Consider the following 16141-nt stretch of genomic DNA (forward strand, 5'->3'; position numbering starts at 1 on the left):
CTTTGTTCCCCACTGGTACCTACCGCGTTCAGGTCCGCCCCGAATTCCCCCTGAAGTCCACGGCCGAGCTCGCCGAATACCTGGCCGATCTCGGCGTCAGCCACCTCTACACCGCGCCGCTGCTGACCGCCACGCCCGGCTCCGAGCACGGCTACGACGTCGTCGACCACAGCCAGGTCAACCCGGCGCTCGGCGGCGAGGAGGGCCGGCTGGCCCTCAAGGCCGCCCTGGACGGCGCCGGCCTGGGCCTGGTGATCGACATCGTGCCCAACCACGCGGGCGTGGGCGTCCCGTCGGCCAACCCGACCTGGTGGGACGTGCTCAAGCACGGTGAGCAGTCCGCGTACGCGAAGTTCTACGACATCGACTGGTCCCGCGGCCGGCTGCTGCTGCCGGTCCTGGCCGACGACCCGGCCGCGCTGGACGAGCTCAAGGTCGAGGGCGACGAGCTGCACTACTACGACAAGCGCTACCCGATCGCCGACGGCACCGCCGGGGGCACCGCGCGCGAGGTGCACGACCGGCAGCACTACGAGCTGGTCAACTGGACCCGCGGCGACTCGGAGCTGAACTACCGCCGGTTCTTCGCCATCGTCGACCTGGCCGGCCTGCGGGTCGAGGACCCCGAGGTGTTCGAGGCCACCCACCGCGAGATCCTGCGCTGGTACGACGAGGGCGCCGTGCAGGGCATCCGGGTCGATCACCCGGACGGCCTGCGCGACCCGGGGGACTACCTGCGGCGGCTGCACGAGCGCGCACCGGACGCCTGGCTCACGGTCGAGAAGATCCTCGAGCCCGGCGAGCAGCTCCCGGACTGGCCGGTGGCCGGCACGACGGGCTACGACGCGCTCTCCGAGATCTGCGGCGTCTTCGTCGACCCGGGCACGGAGGCGTTCTTCGACACCCTCGACCACCACCTGACCGGCGGTGAGCGCAGCTGGCAGGATCTGGTGCACCAGACCAAGCTGCAGGCCGCGACCACGCTGCTGGCCGCCGAGCTGGCCCGGATGTGCCGGCTGGTGCCGGAGATCGAGGCCGCTCCGCGCGCGCTGGCCGAGCTGGCCGCCTGCTTCCCGGTCTACCGGTCCTACCTGCCGTTCGGCACCCGGCACCTGGCCAGGGCCCGGTCCGAGGCGGGCCGGCGGCGCCCGGAGCTGATCCCCGCGCTGGACCAGCTCACCGCCCGGCTCCGGCGCGCCGACGACGAGCTGGCCGCGCGGTTCCAGCAGTACACCGGCGCGGTCATGGCCAAGGGCGTCGAGGACACCGCGTTCTACCGGTGGACCCGGTTCACCGCCCGTAACGAGGTCGGCAACGACCCGGCCAAGTTCGGTGTCCACCCGGACGAGTTCCACGAGTACGCCGACGAGCGGCAGGGCCGCTGGCCCGAGACGATGACCACGCTCTCCACCCACGACACCAAGCGCAGCGAGGACGTCCGGGCCCGGCTCGCCGTGCTCAGCGAGCTGCCCGGGGACTGGACCGAGGTGGTGCGCCGCTGGGTACGCGCGGCCCCGCTGAGCGATCCGGCCCTGGCCCACCTGATCTGGCAGGCCGCGGTCGGTGCCTGGCCGATCGAACGGGAACGGCTGCAGGCGTACGCGCTCAAGGCCGCCCGGGAGGGCGCGGTCTCGACCACCTGGCAGCACCCCGACGACCGGTTCGAGACCGCGCTGCGCGAGATGGTCGACAAGATCTACGACGACCCGGCCCTGCACACCGAGATCGGTGACTTCGCCGCGTCGATCACCGCGCCGGGCTGGTCCAACTCGCTCGGCCAGAAGCTGGTCCAGCTGGCCATGCCCGGCGTGCCCGACACCTACCAGGGCACCGAGCTGTGGGACTTCTCGCTGGTCGACCCGGACAACCGGCGGCCGGTCGACTTCGGCCTGCGCCGCGAGCTGCTGGGCCGCCTCGACGACGGCTGGCAGCCGCCGGTCGACGAGACCGGCGCGGCGAAGCTGCTGGTGACCAGCCGTACGCTGCGGTTGCGCCGGCAGCGGCCGGAGCTGTTCACCGGCTACCGGCCGGTCTTCGCCGAGGGCCGGGTGTCCGACCACGTGCTCGCCTTCGACCGGGGCGGGGTGGTGGCGGTCGCGACCCGGCTCCCGGTCGGATTGTCACGCCACGGCGGCTGGCACGACACCACGCTGACACTTGACGGCCACACCTGGACGGAAGTCTTCACGAACACCAGTTACGGCGGTAACCGCCTGGCGGTGGCCGATCTGCTGCACATCTATCCCGTCGCACTGCTGGTGAAAGAGTAATGACGCTCTTCGAAGTCTGGGTTCCCGAGAAGACCGTCCGGCTGCGGATCGACGGCACGGACCGTGACATGGAACGCGGCGACGACGGCTGGTGGCGCCTCGACGTGCCCGAGGCCGGGCCGGGGACCGACTACGCGTACGTGCTGCCGGATCACGACGGAGGGCTGCCCGACCCGCGCTCGGCGTGGCAGCCCGAGGGCGTGCACGGCCCCAGCCGGGTGTACGACCACGCGGCCTTCCGGTGGACCGACGGTTCCTGGACCGGCCGCCAGCTCCCGGGCTCGGTCCTGTACGAGCTGCACGTCGGCACGTTCACCCCGCAGGGCACCTTCGACGCGGCCATCGAGCGGCTGGATCACCTCGTCGAGCTCGGCATCGACCTGGTCGAGCTGCTGCCGGTCAACTCCTTCAACGGCGAGTACAACTGGGGCTACGACGGCGTCTGCTGGTACGCCCCGCACGAAGCGTACGGCGGCCCGGACGGGCTCAAGCGGTTCGTGGACGCCGCCCATCGCAAGGGCATCGGCGTGGTCCTGGACGTGGTCTACAACCACTTCGGGCCCAGCGGCGCGTACGCCCCGATGTTCGCGCCCTACCTCAGCGCCGCCGGCAGCAACCCGTGGGGCGACTCGGTCAACCTCGACGGCCCGCTGTCGGAGGAGGTCCGCCGCTACATCATCGACAACGTGCTCGGCTGGCTGCGGGACTACCACGTCGACGGGTTGCGGCTCGACGCCGTGCACGCGCTGGCCGACCACAACGCCGTACACCTGCTGGAGCAGATGGCGATCGAGGTGGAGAGCCTGTCCACCCACCTCAACCGGCCGCTGTCCCTGATCGCCGAGTCGGACCTCAACGACCCGAAGCTGATCACCCCGCGCGAGGCCAACGGCTACGGCCTGCAGGGCCAGTGGGACGACGATGTGCACCACGTGCTGCACGCCCTGCTGACCGGCGAGCGGCAGGGCTACTACGGCGACTTCGGCTCGCTGGAGAGCCTGGAGACCGTACTGACCGGTGCCTTCTTCCACGCCGGCACCTGGTCGAGCTTCCGCCACCGCCGGCACGGCCGCCCGGTCGACCGCGCCCGGATCCCGGGGCACCGGTTCGTCGCGTACCTGCAGAACCACGACCAGATCGGCAACCGGGCGATCGGTGACCGGCTGTCCGCCACGCTGTCGCCGGGCCGGCTCAAGATCGGCGCCACGCTGCTGTTCACCTCACCGTTCACTCCGATGCTGTTCATGGGCGAGGAGTGGGCGGCCGGCAACCCGTGGCAGTTCTTCACCAGTCACCCCGAGCCGGAGCTGGCCGCGGCCGTGCAGAACGGCCGGCGCCGCGAGTTCGCCTCGCACGGCTGGGCCGAGGCCGAGGTGCCCGACCCGCAGGACCCGGCGACGTTCGAGCGTTCCAAGCTGAACTGGGATGAGCGGGAGAAGCCCGGCCACGCCGAGATCCTCCAGCTGCACCGTCAGCTGATCGCGCTGCGCCGCAGCCGCGCCGACCTGTCCGACCCGCGCCTGGACCAGGTCGAGGTCTGGCACGGCGACCAGTACGTGGTGATGCGCCGCGGGAACTGCGCGGTGGCCGTGAACCTGGCGCCGGTGCCGCAGACGATCAGTCTGCGCGCGGTGCCGCGCAGCGTGCTGCTGGCCACCGAGCAGGGCGTGGTGCTGCAGCGCGACCGCGTCGAGCTCCCGGCTGAGACCGCCGTGGTGGTCGCCTTCCGCTGAGCCGGGACCCGGCGGTCAGCGGTGCAGGTTCGTCCGCACCACGGCCGCCGGGTTCGGCGTGGCCGGCCGGGCGCCGCGCCAGCGCTGGCTCAGCCGGTAGGCCAGCGCCCGGCTGCCGTGCACCAGACCGACCGGGTGCAGGTCCGCCGGGACATTACGGACCGGATCGAACGCGAGCTCCGCGTCCTGCTTCGGGGCCAGTTCGGCGCCGAAGCGCAACCGGCCGACGACCTCGACGGCGCTGCCGTCGGCCAGCGCGAGCAGCAGAACCCCGCCGTCGTGCCGGGCCGCGGCGCTCACCGATTCGAGGGTACGGCCGAGCGGGCCGGCGTCCGGGTCGGCCTGCACACCGAGGTGGAACGTGCGTCCCGAGCCGGTCCGGTACGGCAGGATCGAGCCGTACACGGTGTCGAAGCTGCCCCGGGGAACCGGCACGTGCCGCAGCACCCGGCCCCGGCCGGCGGTGGAGAAGAGCAGGTCGTGCCGCCGTCCCGCGACAGGTCCGTGCACCCGCACGGCGACCCCCAGGATGTCGGGGCGGCCGGGCCGGGTGCCGATGCCCTTGGAGATCCGCAGGGTGACCGGGTGCCGGCCCGGGCGGTCGAACAGCTCAGCGCCGGTCGGTTCGAGCGTCCCCCGGACCTCCAGGTCCCCGGTGAAGGAACGGCCGTCGGGGTGCAGGAAACGGCGGTCCCGGGAGTGCGCGACACGCACCGCCACGGCCGCGGCGACGGCGGCTGCCGTCAGGGTCGCAGCGATCCTCATGAGGCGCGCATACCCCGAACCGGTGGTCGCTATGCCGTCCCCGCCGGCTGGCGCCGGGCGGGCCCGGTGTCGTGTCGGTGACCGCGACCCCGTTCCGTGACATTGGTCCGGCACCATGGTCGCTCCGGTACGCCGAACGGGAGAACAGTGTCGACGATGGACGACGAGAACGCCGGGGCGCAGGTCCGCAAGGTGGTTGTGCACCGGCGGGTGCCCGCGCCGCGCCGCCCCCGCTCGGCCCGCGCCCAGCGGGCGATGACCGGGCTGCGGCGCACCTTCACCCAGACCGACTTCCCGCCCGCCTTCGCCCGGCCCGATCGCCTGGTGCGCACCTGGGGCGGCTCGCTGGCCCCGTGGCGGCTGGTGGCGGTCGGCGTGATCATCATTCTGGTGCTGGCGTTCTCCTGGGTGCGGCTCTTCCACATCGGCCCGCCCTCGATCGAGGACCTGCGCCGCACCGCCGGCGTCGACGAGTGGCAGACGCTGCCCATCGCGGTCAAGGACGATCAGCCCGGCATCGCCGAGCGCAACCCCGTGGACGGCGTCTGGCGCGGCTTCGACATCGACATCGCGTACATGATCGCCGAGGATCTGGGTTTCCGCCGCGACGAGGTGCGCTTCTACGGCATCGAGAGCGAGGACCGGGCCCGGATGGAGGCCACCGACCTGGACGGCAAACCGGTGCCGGTCAAGATGGTGATCGCCAGCTACAGCATCACCGAGGAGCGTGAGCGCGAGCCCAACGTCATGTTCACCCAGTCGTACCTGCACACCGAGCAGTCGGTGATCACCCTCAAAGGTCATGACAAGGTCGCCAGCCTGGAGGAGTTCAAGGACAAGGACGTCTGCTCGCTGTCCAGCTCCACCAGCGCGAAGACCGCCGACGACTCCGACGCCAGGATCACCCGGCGGAACCGGATCTCCGAGTGCTTCCGGCTGCTGGACGACGAGAAGGTCGACGCGGTCACCACCGACGCGGCCATCCTCGGCGGCTACAAGGCCCGTCACCCGGACAAGTACGACCACTGGGATCTGGGCCTGGACAAGACCGAGGCGTGGGGCGTCAGCGTCGGCGCCAACGCGGCCCTGCGTGACCTCGTCAACATCACGCTCTACCGGTCCTTCAAAGACCCGAAGGACGCGCGCTGGGAGCAGGCGTACCAGAACAACATCCTGCCCGAGACGGCGCGGAACAAGGCGGCCGACGGTCAGCTCGTGCCGCTGTCCCGGCCCGGGCAGCCGGTCACCGCCCGGCCCCGGGTCCGGGAGCTGCCCTGGGAGGAGGTGGTCCCGTGACCGTGACGCCGTTCGCCCGGCCGGCCCGCCGGGTGCGCCGCAACCAGCTCAACTGGGTGCTCACCGCGCTGCCCGCGTTCCCGCTGGTGCTGCTCGTGCTCCGGCTCTGGTACCTGAGCCGGCAGGACCTGCCGACGATGCTGCTGCTGGTGCAGTACATCAGCCCGCTCGGCATGATCAGCGCGCTGATCATCACGCTGATCTGGACCGTCCCGGCCGTCGTGCTGGTGCTGCGGGCCCTCGGCGGCCTGCTGCTGATCAGCTCACCCGACCAGGAGGAGGCCGCCCGGCGCTCGCTGCTGGCGCTCACCGCCCTGCGCATGCCGGACTGGGTGGTGGCGGTCGCGGTGGCGCTGGCCGGCTTCACCTGGCAACTGCGCCTGCTGCCCACCCTGCTCATGCTGGTCGCCGTCATCCTGGCGCTGACCGCGGTGCAGCGCTACCCCGGCGAGCGCCGGATGCTGACCGTGGTCACCCTGGTGGTCCCGATCGTGCTCGGCCTGCTGATCCTGCTCTGGGTCCGGCCGGGCATCCGGATGTCGCTGGCCGCCGGCGAGTACGGCACGGCCGCCCTGCTGATCGCCCCGTCGCTGCTCGGCTGGCTGCTCACCGGGCCGCTCCCGCCCCGCGCGGCCCGGCTCGCCACGCACTGGCCGGCCGTCGGCGCGATGATCGTCGCCCCGTTCGTGATCGGTGTGGTCTTCCTGCGCGCGCCGGTGCTGCCCAACAGCGCCGTGGAGATCGGGGCCGAGGGTGCCGCCGTCGAAGTCGTCCGCGGCCAGCTGATCACCGTCGACGACACCGCCACCACCATTCTGCGGCGCGGCGGCGAGGTGCTGTTCATCCCCAACGCCGACGTGCGGTCCAAGACCCTGTGCCCGGAGCCGATCCGGACCCAGAAGAGCCGGATCACGGTACGCGGCTGGCCGATCGACGAGTCCGCGCTGGAATGGGTCGCACCCACCCGGCCGGTCACCGACGTCGACCCGCGCTGCCTCGGCCGCCCGCTGCGGCCGCGATGACCTCCGGTTTTGCACGGGTACGCACGGCTTGTCGCGACGCGCCGCCGACCACGTGCAGACAGGTTGGACCGGACCTGGCAGGCTGCACGCCATGACCTTGCACCTGCGGTGGGCGGCCGTCACCGATAGAGGCCACGTCCGGAGCAACAACCAGGACGCTTACTACGCCGGTGACCGGCTCCTCGTCGTCGCGGACGGGATGGGCGGCATGGCCGCCGGCGACGTCGCGAGCCGCCTCGCCGTCGAGGCGATGACCTCCCTCGACGTGCCGATCGACAACGACAGCCAGATGGACGCGCTGCACAAGGCGCTCGAGGTGGCCAACGGCCGGATCGCCGAGACCGTCGCCACCGACGCCGCCCTGCAGGGCATGGGCACCACGCTGACCGCCGTGATCTTCTCCGGCGACCGGGCCGCCCTCGCCCACGTCGGCGACTCCCGGGCCTACCTGCTGCGCGACGGCCGGCTCAACCAGCTCACCAAGGACGACACGTACGTGCAGATGCTGGTCGACCAGGGCCTGATCCGGCCGGAGGAGGCGGGCAGCCACCCGCGCCGCGCGGTCGTCACCCAGGCGCTGCAGGGCGAGCCGGTCAGCCCGTCGTACGTGATCGTCGAGCCCGAGCCGGGCGATCGCTGGCTGCTGTGCAGCGACGGCCTCACCACCGTGGTCACGGCCGAGCGGATCGAGGCTGAGCTGCTCGACTGCGACGCCCCGCAGAGCTGCGCCGAACGGCTGCTCGATCTGGCTCTGCAGGGCGGCGGCCCGGACAACATCACGGTGATCGTCGCCGATCTGGTCGCCGTCGACTGAGCGGCGTGATCCCGGGGCGCCGCGGGCTTCCCGCAGCGGCCCGGGGCTGCGGTACCTTACTCCGGTCGCGGGACGGCCAGCCGCGGCTCTGCTGCGGGTGGTGATGACGACGGGACGGCTGTCGGCACAGTCAGCCGTGACGCTGGCGCTCGTCGCCGCCGTCACGGCGATCGGCACGTACGCCGTGCCCGCCGAAGCCGGCCAGCGACTCTTCACCGACGCCGCCCAGTGTGCGGCCGGGGTGCTCGCCGCCGTGGTCTGCTTCGCCGCCGGGCGGGACAGGTCCGGTCACCGGCGCCGCTGGCGGATCCTGCTCGGCACCGGCCTCGCCGGCTTCGCGGCCGTCCGCCTCTGGTGGACCGTCAGCGACGTGCTCGAGCCGACCCGGGCCGTCGCGGCCGACGTGGCCGACATCGGCGTCCTGTTCCTGCCGGTCTTCACCGTCCTGGGCCTGGTCGCCGGCTCGATGGCCCTGCCCCGGCCGGTGCAGGCGTCGCTGCGCCGGGACCGGATCGTGCTGGTGATCGACAGCGTCCTGATCGCCGGCTCGCTGCTCGCGCTGGTCTGGTCGGCGGTGCCCCGGCGGATCTTCCACGAAGTGGGGGAGAACCCGTGGGTGGTGGGCTTCGCGGCGGCCTACCCGGTCGCGGACCTGCTGATCGCGGTCATGGTCATGCTCCTGCTGGCCACCCGGCCGGCCTCGCGGGCGGCGCGGGTGCCGTTGCGGCTCACCGCGCTGGCCATGCTGGCGCTGGGCGTCTCCGACACGCTACGGCTGCTCCAACTGAGCAGCGGTGCGCTCACCCCGGTCGAGTCAGCCGGCTACCTGCTCGGGCCGGCGCTGCTCGCCCTCGCGGCGATCAGCAACCCCGGGCTGGCCGACCCGAGCCTCGACGAACAGGCCGAGGCGGAATGGCTGCACCTGCTGCTGCCGTACGTGCCGGTGGTCGCCACCGGCGTGGTCATCGCGGTGCGCACCGGGACCGGCGGGCAGCTCACCTCGTACGAGGCGTACCTCGGCTGGCTCGGGCTGGGGCTGGTGGTGGCCCGGCAGATGTTCACCATCGTCGACAACACGGTGCTGCTCGCCCGCGTCTCCGAAGGCCAGCAACGACTGCACCACCAGGCTTACCACGACTCGCTGACCGGTCTGGCCAACCGGGCGCTGTTCCGCGAGCGGCTGGTGCTGGCCCTGGACGCGTACCGGCACCGCGGCGTACCGGTGGCGTTGCTGTTCGCCGACCTCGACGACTTCAAGCTCATCAACGACAGCTTCGGCCACGCCATGGGCGACCGGCTGCTGCGGGCGATCGGCGACCGGCTGGTCGCCGCGGTCGGCCCCGGCGCCCTGGTGGCCCGCCTCGGCGGCGACGAGTTCGCGGTGCTGCTCGACCACCGCGCCGCCGACGCCGAACCGGCCGGCCACCGCATCCTGGCGGCCCTGCGCGAACCGTTCGTCATCGACGGCCACACGGTCGGCATCAGCGCCAGCCTCGGCCTGGTCGTGCCCGAGCCCGGCGACCCGGAGCTGTCCGCGGACACGCTGCTGCGCCGGGCGGACGCAGCGATGTACGTCAGCAAACGCCGCGGCAAGAACGCCCTCGCCCGCTACTCCGGCGGCGCGGACGGCGGACCGAACGCGGACCTGCCGCACCTGCTGGCCCGGGCCCTGTCCGGCGCCCCGGCGGCGGCCGGCTTCGAGGTCTACTACCAGCCGATCGTCCGGCTGACCGACGGCGCGATCGTCGCCGTCGAAGCCCTGGCCCGCTGGACCGACCCGGTGGCCGGGCCGGTCGACCCGGACGTGTTCGTGACGGTCGCGGAACGCACCGGACTGGTCGCGGCGATCGACGACTTCGTGCTGGACCGGGCCTGCGCGGACGCGGCCGGGCTGGCCAACACCTACGGCCGGCCGATCGACGTGCACGTCAACGTCTCGGCGGCCCGGCTGGGGCAGCACGGGCTGGAGGAGGCGGTGGCCCAGGCTTTGGAACGGCACGACGTACGGCCGTCCCGGCTGGTCGTGGAGATCACCGAGACCCGCCGCATCCCGGACATGCCCCGCGCGATCGAGGTCGCGGAGCGGCTGCGCCGGCGCGGCGTACGGGTGGCCCTGGACGACTTCGGCAGCGGCTATAACGCTTTGGCGCAGTTGCACTCACTGCCGGTGGACATCGTGAAGCTGGACTCCACCCTGACCGATGTGGACGTGTCGCCGGAGCGGGCCGGGGCTTTGTGCCGTTCTGTCCTGGCCATTTGCGCTGAGCTGGGGATCGCTGTGGTGGCCGAGGGGATCGAGACACCTGCTCGTGCTCATGCTCTTGCCGCTCTGGGGTGTCATCTCGGGCAGGGTTATCTGTTCGGTCAGCCCGGTCCGGTTCATCGGCTCACCGCGACCGTTCCGGCCCAGCCTTCCCCGCATTCCTCACCGCACCTGGCGTCCTAGCGGCTCCGCGGGTTCAGGCGGCGGGTTGGTGGGGCTGTCGTCGGATCCTCCGGCCAGGGGTGGCGCGGGTAGCGGCCGCGGAGTTCCGCTCTCACCTGGGGGTATCCCGTGGACCAGAAGGAGGCGAGGTCCCGGGTCACCGCCACCGGCCGGCCGGCCGGGGAGAGCAGGTGCAGCAGGATCGGGATGCGGCCGTCGGCCAGGCGGGGGGCTTCGCGCCAGCCGAAGGCTTCCTGGACCTTGACCGCGAGGACCGGGGCTGAGGGGTCTGTGTAGTCGATTCTGACCTTCGAGCCGCTCGGAACCGGAAGGCGTTCCGGGGCTATGTCGTCCAGGCGGCCCGCTATCGACCAGGGGAGGAGGCGGCGCAGGGCTCCCACTGTGTCGATCTTGGCCAGGTCGGCGCGGCGGCGGGACTGGCCCAGGGGAAGCCAGTCCTCCAGATTCTTCAGCAGAGATTCGTCGTCCACGGCCGGCCATGGTGGGCCCAGGGCGGTGTGGGCGAAGGCCAGGCGGTCGCGGAGTTCCTTGGCTGCTCGGGACCAGGTGAGCAGGGAGAGGCCTTCGCGGCGGAGACCTTCCCGGAGGGCAGCCTGCAGACGGGCCGGGTCCGGCTTGTCGATGCGGCGCTCCACCAGGGTTATCGCGCCCAGGCGTGCTGTGCGGCGGGCCACCACGTCGCCGTTCAGCCAGCCGATCTCCGTGCCGGATTCCAGCAGGGTTGAGGCCGCCTCGCGGGCTGTTGCTTCGTCGAGGGGTGCGGCGCTGCGGATGCGGGCGGTGCGGGCGCCCGGAGCTCGGTCCGCGTCGGCGATGGCCAGCCAGGTCGTGCCGGCCAGGGCGCTGCCGGCGGTGAGGTCGGCGGCGGTTCCGCCGGCCATCAGGTACGCGCGGCCGCCGGGCTCGCGGACCTTGGCCACCCGTTCCGGGTACGCCAGGCCGACGATCAGCCCCGCGGCCAGATCGTCGGGCAACCACTCCCGGCCGCTGCTGTCGCTGTCGCCGCCGGCGTGGGTGGGGATCGCTGAGGTCAGGCGGCGGACTTCGGTGCGCCAGGCCGGGTCTCGGTCGGTGCGGGCTCGGCGCCAGGCCGCGGCCAGGTCGTCGGCTGTGCGGTCGGCGTCCAGGAGGGCGACCACTTCGGCGGCTCGGTGGGGGCCGATGGTGGGGGCGCCGTCCAGGAGGGCTCGGGCCAGACGGGGGTGCAGGCCCGCGTCGGCCAGGGCTCGGCCCCGGGAGGTGATCCGGCCGTCGGCGTCGGTGGCGCCCAGGGCTCGCAGGGTGGCCGTGGCCACCTGCATCGCGCCGGTGGGTGGGGGGTCCGGGAGGCTCAGGCCGGTGCCGTCGGGGTGTCCCCATTCCGCCAGGTCGAGGGCGAATCCCGTCAGGTCGGCGGCGGCGATCTCCGGTTCCGGCTGGGCCGGCAGGCGGTCGTGCTGGGCCTGGGACCAGCAGCGGTAGACCCGGCCGGGCGCTTCACGGCCGGCCCGGCCGGCCCGCTGGGTCGCCGACGCGCGCGACACCGGCACCGTGACCAGGGCGCCCAGGCCGCGGCTGTGGTCCATCCGGGGGACGCGGCTCAGGCCGGCGTCGACCACCGCGCGTACGCCGGGAACCGTCAGGCTGCTCTCCGCGACCGCGGTGGCCAGCACGACCCGGCGGACGGGGCTGGGGCGCAGCGCGGCGTCCTGAGTGGAGCCGGACTGGCGGCCGTGCAGGGGGACGACTTCGGCGTCGATGCCACGGAGTTTGGTCGCGACCGTCTCGATCTCGCGGGCGCCCGGCAGGAACGCCAGGACGTCGCCGTCTCCCTCGGCCAGGGCCCGGCGGATCGTCGTGGCCACGTGGTCGAGGAGTTTCGGGTCCACGCGCAGGCCGTGCGGCGGGGTGATCGGTTGCGGCGGCGGCGACCAGTGCACCTCGACGGGGTACAGCGCGGCCTCGGCCGCTACGACGGGTGCGTCGCCCAGCACCTCGGCCAGGCGTTGCGACTCGGCCGTCGCCGAGGTGGCCAGGACGTGCAGGTCGGGGCGCAGGGCCGCGCGGACCTCGATGAGGAAGGCCAGCGCCAGGTCGGAGTCCAGGTGGCGTTCGTGGCACTCGTCGAGGATCACCACCGCCGTGCCCGCCAGTTCCGGGTCGCGGTGCAGACGGCGTACCAGGACACCGGTGGTCACGACCTCGACCCGGGTCCGGGCCGAGACGCGCCGGTCACCGCGCACCGTGTAACCCACCCGCTCGCCCACCTGCTCGCCGAGCAGGGCCGCCATCCGGCGGGCCGCCGCGCGGGCCGCGACCCGGCGGGGCTCGGCCACCACCACCTTGGCGGTGGGTGCGGCGCCGGCCAGGGCCAGCGGCACCAGCGTCGTCTTGCCCGTGCCCGGGGGCGCGACCAGCACTGCGGCGCCCGCCGCGGCCAGGGCGGCGGTGACCTCCGGGAGGACCGCGCGGATGGGCAGGTCGGGCAGGGCGTCCGCGGCGATCAGCACCGGACCAGTCTCGCGCACGGCCGCGACAACGCCCCCGGCGCGGGGATACTGGTGCAAGATCGGGGTGTCCTGCTTGACTGTCCGTCGGCAACAGGGGGTGAACGGGTGGACCGGGTCGAGACGTTCAACTCCCTGCCCACCGGCCGGCTCGAGGCGGAGCTGCTCGCGGTGTGTGCCGTCCCCGCGTGGGGCCGGGCGGTCGCGGCGCTGCGGCCGTACCCGTCGAAGGAAGCTGTCCTGGCCGCGGCCGATGCGGCCGCCCGCGGCCTGAGCTGGCCCGAGGTCCTGCAGGGGCTGTCGGCGCATCCGCGGATCGGCGAGCGGGCGCAAGGCGACTCCAAGGAGGCGGCGTGGTCGCGGCGGGAGCAGTCGACGGCCGCGGGCAGCGGCGACGACGAGACCAGGGCCGCGCTGACGGCGGCGAACCACGCCTACGAGGACAAGTTCGGGCACGTGTTCCTGATCTTCGCCAGCGGCCGGACGCAGGAGGAGATCCTGGCGGCGGCGCGCGGGCGGATCGGCCACGACGAGGCCACCGAGCGGGCCGTCGTCGCCGATGAGCTGCGCAAGATCGCCCTGCTGCGACTGGAGAGGCTGCTCGATGCCCTCGAATGACGGCACGGCGGCCACGTCGCACGCCAGGATCTCCACCCACATCCTCGACACGGTCACCGGCGATCCGGCCCGCGACGTGTACGTGCGCCTCGAGCGCCGCGACTCCGACGGCTGGAAGCTGATCGCCGAGGGCCGCACCGACGACGACGGCCGGCTGCGGCACCGGGTCCCGCTGCACGACTGGCAGGCCGGCGGCTACCGGCTGGTGTTCTACGTGGAGCCGTACCTCGGTGGTCAGGCCTTCTTCCCCGAGATCACCGTCGCGTTCCACGTGCACGACCCGGACCGGCACTACCACGTGCCGCTGCTGCTGAGCCGCTACGGCTACACCACCTACCGAGGGAGCTGACCCCGTGGCGATCGTGTTGGGCCGCAACCGGTACGGCAAGGCGGAGACCCGCCTGGTGCACGTGCGCCGCGGCGGTGACCGCCATGACCTGATGGATCTGAACGTCAGTGTCGCGCTCTCCGGTGATCTCGCGGCGACCCACCTGAGCGGCGACAACGCCGGGGTGCTGCCCACCGACACGATGAAGAACACGGTGTACGCGTTCGCCCGCGAGCACGGCGTCGGCGCCCCCGAGGCCTTCGGCCTGCTGCTGGCCCGGCACTTCGTGACGACGCAGCCGCAGGTCTCCGCGGCCGAGGTCGCGCTGGAGTCGTACGGCTGGGAGCGCCTCGGCCCGCACTCGTTCCGCCGCTCGGGCGACCACGTCCGCACCGCCGCGGTGACCGTCGCGGAGCAGGGCACGCAGGTGGTCTCCGGCCTCAAGGACCTGGTCCTGCTGAACACGACCGACTCGGAGTTCCACGGTTATCCCCGCGACCGCTACACGACGTTGCCGGAGACCACCGACCGGATCCTGGCCACGGCCGTCGACGCCCGCTGGCGGCACCGAGGCGACGCGGCCGACTGGGACGAGTCCTTCGCCGGTGCGCGGCAGGCGCTGGTCGAGGCGTTCGTGGACACCTACAGCCACTCGTTGCAGCAGACCCTGTACGCGATGGGGCAGCGCGTGCTGGAGAGCCGGCCGGAGATCGCCGAGATCCGGCTGGCCCTGCCCAACAAGCATCACTACCTGATGGACCTGTCGCCGTTCGGGCTGGACAACCCGCAGGAGGTGTTCCAGGCCGGCGACCGCCCGTACGGTCTCATCGAGGGCACCGTGACCCGCGACGACGTGTCCCCGGCCAGTGCGGAGTGGTACCTGTGATCGTGATCGAGAACGTCACCGTCGCGACGGTGGACGCGGACGGCACCGAGCACACCGACGGCCACGTGGTGGTCGGCGACGACGGCCGGATCGCCGCGGTCGGTGCGGGTGGCGCGGGGGCCCGGCCCGGGTCTCCGCGCCGGATCGACGGCACCGGCTGCCTGCTCACCCCCGGCCTGGTGAACACCCACCACCACCTCTACCAGTGGGTCACCCGGGGCCTGGCCCAGGACGACAACCTGTTCGGCTGGCTCACCACGCTCTACCCGATCTGGGGCCGCATCGACGCCGAGGCGGTCGGGGCCGCCGCGGGCGCGGGCCTGGGCTGGCTGGCCCTTTCCGGCTGCACGACCAGCATGGATCACCACTACGTCTTCCCGCACGACGGCGGTGACGTGCTGGCCGCCGAGATCGAGGCCGCGGCGCGGATCGGGTTGCGGTTCCATCCGACCCGCGGCTCGATGGACCTGGGCCGCTCCTCGGGCGGGCTGCCGCCGGACAACGTGGTCGAGGAGACGGACGCGGCGCTGGCGGCCACCGAGGCGGCGATCGACCGGTGGCACGACCCGTCGCCCGGGTCGATGCTGCGGATCGGTGTCTCGCCCTGCTCGCCGTTCTCCGTGACGCGGGAGCTGATGAGCGAGGCCGCCGCGCTGGCCCGGCGCAAGGGCGTCCGCCTGCACACCCACCTCGCCGAGACCGACGACGAGGAGGAGTTCTGCCGGTCCCGGTTCGGCTGCTCCCCGGTGGAGTACGCGGAACAGCTCGGCTGGCTGGGCGAGGACGTGTGGCTGGCGCACGGCGTACACCTGGACGACGCGGCCGTGGCCAAGCTGGGCGCGACCGGCACCGGGGTCGCGCACTGTCCGAGCTCGAACGCCCGCCTCGGAGCCGGTCTGGCCCGGGTCCGGGACCTGCTCGACGCCGGCGCCCCGGTGGGCCTGGGCGTGGACGGCTCGGCCTCGCAGGAGGCGGCGCACCTGGGTGAGGAGCTGCGCCAGGCGCTGTACGTCGCCCGGCTGCGCGGCGGCCCGACGGCGCTGTCGGCCCGCGAGTCGCTGCGGCTCGGCACGATGGGCGGCGCCCGCTGTCTCGGCCGGGCCGACGACCTCGGTTCCATCGAGGTGGGTAAGCTCGCGGACCTGGTGCTCTGGCGCCTGGACGGGCTGGGCCACGACGGCATCGACGACAAGGTCGCGGCGCTGGTCCTCGGCCCGGCCGCGCCGGTGGAGCTGGCCCTGGTCGGTGGCCGGCCGGTCGTGGAACACGGGCATCTGGTCAACGCGGACGCCCACGCGCTCACGCTGCGCGCACGCCGGGCCCACCGTCGGCTGCTCGACGGATTTTAGGAAAACTTAAGGAAGCCGCCTCGATTAATTGTTATCGGCCAGCGGTAACGCCGCGACCTGCGGGCCATTGTCGGGCAATTCCTAAATCTTCTTTCGCGCCTTGATACAAGCCTCCTGAGCTGTGCATA

At 72.8% G+C, this 16141-nt stretch carries 12 protein-coding genes; 10 read left to right on the top strand and 2 right to left on the bottom strand.

Translation table 11 applies throughout. The annotated features are described in order from the left end of the window. Window positions 1-2: 2 nt before the first annotated feature. Window positions 3-2270 carry a malto-oligosyltrehalose synthase gene (gene treY, locus AB0C12_RS30415; RefSeq protein ID WP_360553271.1) on the top strand — a complete coding sequence of 756 codons (2268 nt, stop codon included), beginning with the start codon at window positions 3-5 and terminating at the stop codon, window positions 2268-2270. After that, entirely contained in the window at window positions 2270-4003 is a 1734-nt protein-coding gene (gene treZ / locus AB0C12_RS30420) for a malto-oligosyltrehalose trehalohydrolase (RefSeq protein WP_360553272.1), read from the top strand. The genes treY and treZ overlap by 1 nt, the downstream gene beginning before the upstream one ends. Before the next feature lie 15 nt (window positions 4004-4018). Here treZ and AB0C12_RS30425 read toward each other — a convergent pair whose 3' ends face one another. Further along, a complete protein-coding gene (locus AB0C12_RS30425; protein ID WP_360553273.1) occupies window positions 4019-4768 on the bottom strand; it encodes a hypothetical protein in 750 nt (249 codons plus the stop codon). Between the two features lie 156 nt (window positions 4769-4924). On the opposite strand from AB0C12_RS30425, the gene AB0C12_RS30430 reads away from it, so the two are divergent. The 4 genes from AB0C12_RS30430 (at window position 4925) to AB0C12_RS30445 (ending at window position 10346) form a co-directional block, all read left to right on the top strand. Then, window positions 4925-6064: a transporter substrate-binding domain-containing protein gene (locus AB0C12_RS30430; protein ID WP_360553274.1), complete on the top strand. Its 1140-nt coding sequence runs from the start codon at window positions 4925-4927 to the stop codon at window positions 6062-6064. Further along, the gene (locus AB0C12_RS30435) at window positions 6061-7086 is read left to right on the top strand and encodes a hypothetical protein (protein ID WP_360553275.1); all 1026 of its coding nucleotides are present in this window, start codon (window positions 6061-6063) and stop codon (window positions 7084-7086) included. Before AB0C12_RS30430 ends, AB0C12_RS30435 begins: the two co-directional genes overlap by 4 nt. Window positions 7087-7177: 91 nt before the next feature. Then, entirely contained in the window at window positions 7178-7900 is a 723-nt protein-coding gene (locus AB0C12_RS30440; RefSeq protein WP_360553276.1) for a PP2C family serine/threonine-protein phosphatase, read from the top strand. Between the two features lie 136 nt (window positions 7901-8036). Further along, the gene (locus AB0C12_RS30445) at window positions 8037-10346 is read left to right on the top strand and encodes an EAL domain-containing protein (RefSeq protein WP_360553277.1); all 2310 of its coding nucleotides are present in this window, start codon (window positions 8037-8039) and stop codon (window positions 10344-10346) included. Here the strand turns inward: AB0C12_RS30445 and hrpB are convergent. After that, window positions 10343-12829 (bottom strand): ATP-dependent helicase HrpB, encoded by a 2487-nt coding sequence (gene hrpB, locus AB0C12_RS30450; RefSeq protein ID WP_360553362.1) that lies wholly within the window; start codon window positions 12827-12829, stop codon window positions 10343-10345. The two genes, AB0C12_RS30445 and hrpB, sit on opposite strands and share 4 nt — an antisense overlap. A gap of 111 nt (window positions 12830-12940) precedes the next feature. Here hrpB and uraD point away from each other — a divergent pair, with 111 nt between their 5' ends. From uraD to AB0C12_RS30470, 4 genes are read left to right on the top strand one after another with little or no spacing between them, the layout of a single operon-like run. Next, window positions 12941-13450 (top strand): 2-oxo-4-hydroxy-4-carboxy-5-ureidoimidazoline decarboxylase, encoded by a 510-nt coding sequence (gene uraD, locus AB0C12_RS30455; RefSeq protein ID WP_360553278.1) that lies wholly within the window; start codon window positions 12941-12943, stop codon window positions 13448-13450. Then, the gene (gene uraH / locus AB0C12_RS30460) at window positions 13437-13799 is read left to right on the top strand and encodes a hydroxyisourate hydrolase (protein WP_360553279.1); all 363 of its coding nucleotides are present in this window, start codon (window positions 13437-13439) and stop codon (window positions 13797-13799) included. The genes uraD and uraH overlap by 14 nt, the downstream gene beginning before the upstream one ends. A gap of 4 nt (window positions 13800-13803) precedes the next feature. Further along, window positions 13804-14664 (top strand): factor-independent urate hydroxylase, encoded by an 861-nt coding sequence (gene pucL / locus AB0C12_RS30465; protein ID WP_360553280.1) that lies wholly within the window; start codon window positions 13804-13806, stop codon window positions 14662-14664. Beyond that, window positions 14661-16013 carry an 8-oxoguanine deaminase gene (locus AB0C12_RS30470; RefSeq protein ID WP_360553281.1) on the top strand — a complete coding sequence of 451 codons (1353 nt, stop codon included), beginning with the start codon at window positions 14661-14663 and terminating at the stop codon, window positions 16011-16013. The genes pucL and AB0C12_RS30470 overlap by 4 nt, the downstream gene beginning before the upstream one ends. Window positions 16014-16141 lie beyond the last annotated feature (128 nt).

Source organism: Actinoplanes sp. NPDC048967, from assembly GCF_040649415.1.
GTDB lineage: Bacteria > Actinomycetota > Actinomycetes > Mycobacteriales > Micromonosporaceae > Actinoplanes.

Excerpts from the sequence above, each read along its gene's own strand:
- AB0C12_RS30425 (WP_360553273.1), bottom strand. The coding sequence starts at position 4,768 with ATGAGGATCGCTGCGACCCTGACGGCAGCCGCCGTCGCCGCGGCCGTG.
- treZ (WP_360553272.1), top strand. The coding sequence starts at position 2,270 with ATGACGCTCTTCGAAGTCTGGGTTCCCGAGAAGACCGTCCGGCTGCGG.
- uraH (WP_360553279.1), top strand. The coding sequence starts at position 13,437 with ATGCCCTCGAATGACGGCACGGCGGCCACGTCGCACGCCAGGATCTCC.
- AB0C12_RS30430 (WP_360553274.1), top strand. The coding sequence starts at position 4,925 with ATGGACGACGAGAACGCCGGGGCGCAGGTCCGCAAGGTGGTTGTGCAC.
- AB0C12_RS30440 (WP_360553276.1), top strand. The coding sequence starts at position 7,178 with ATGACCTTGCACCTGCGGTGGGCGGCCGTCACCGATAGAGGCCACGTC.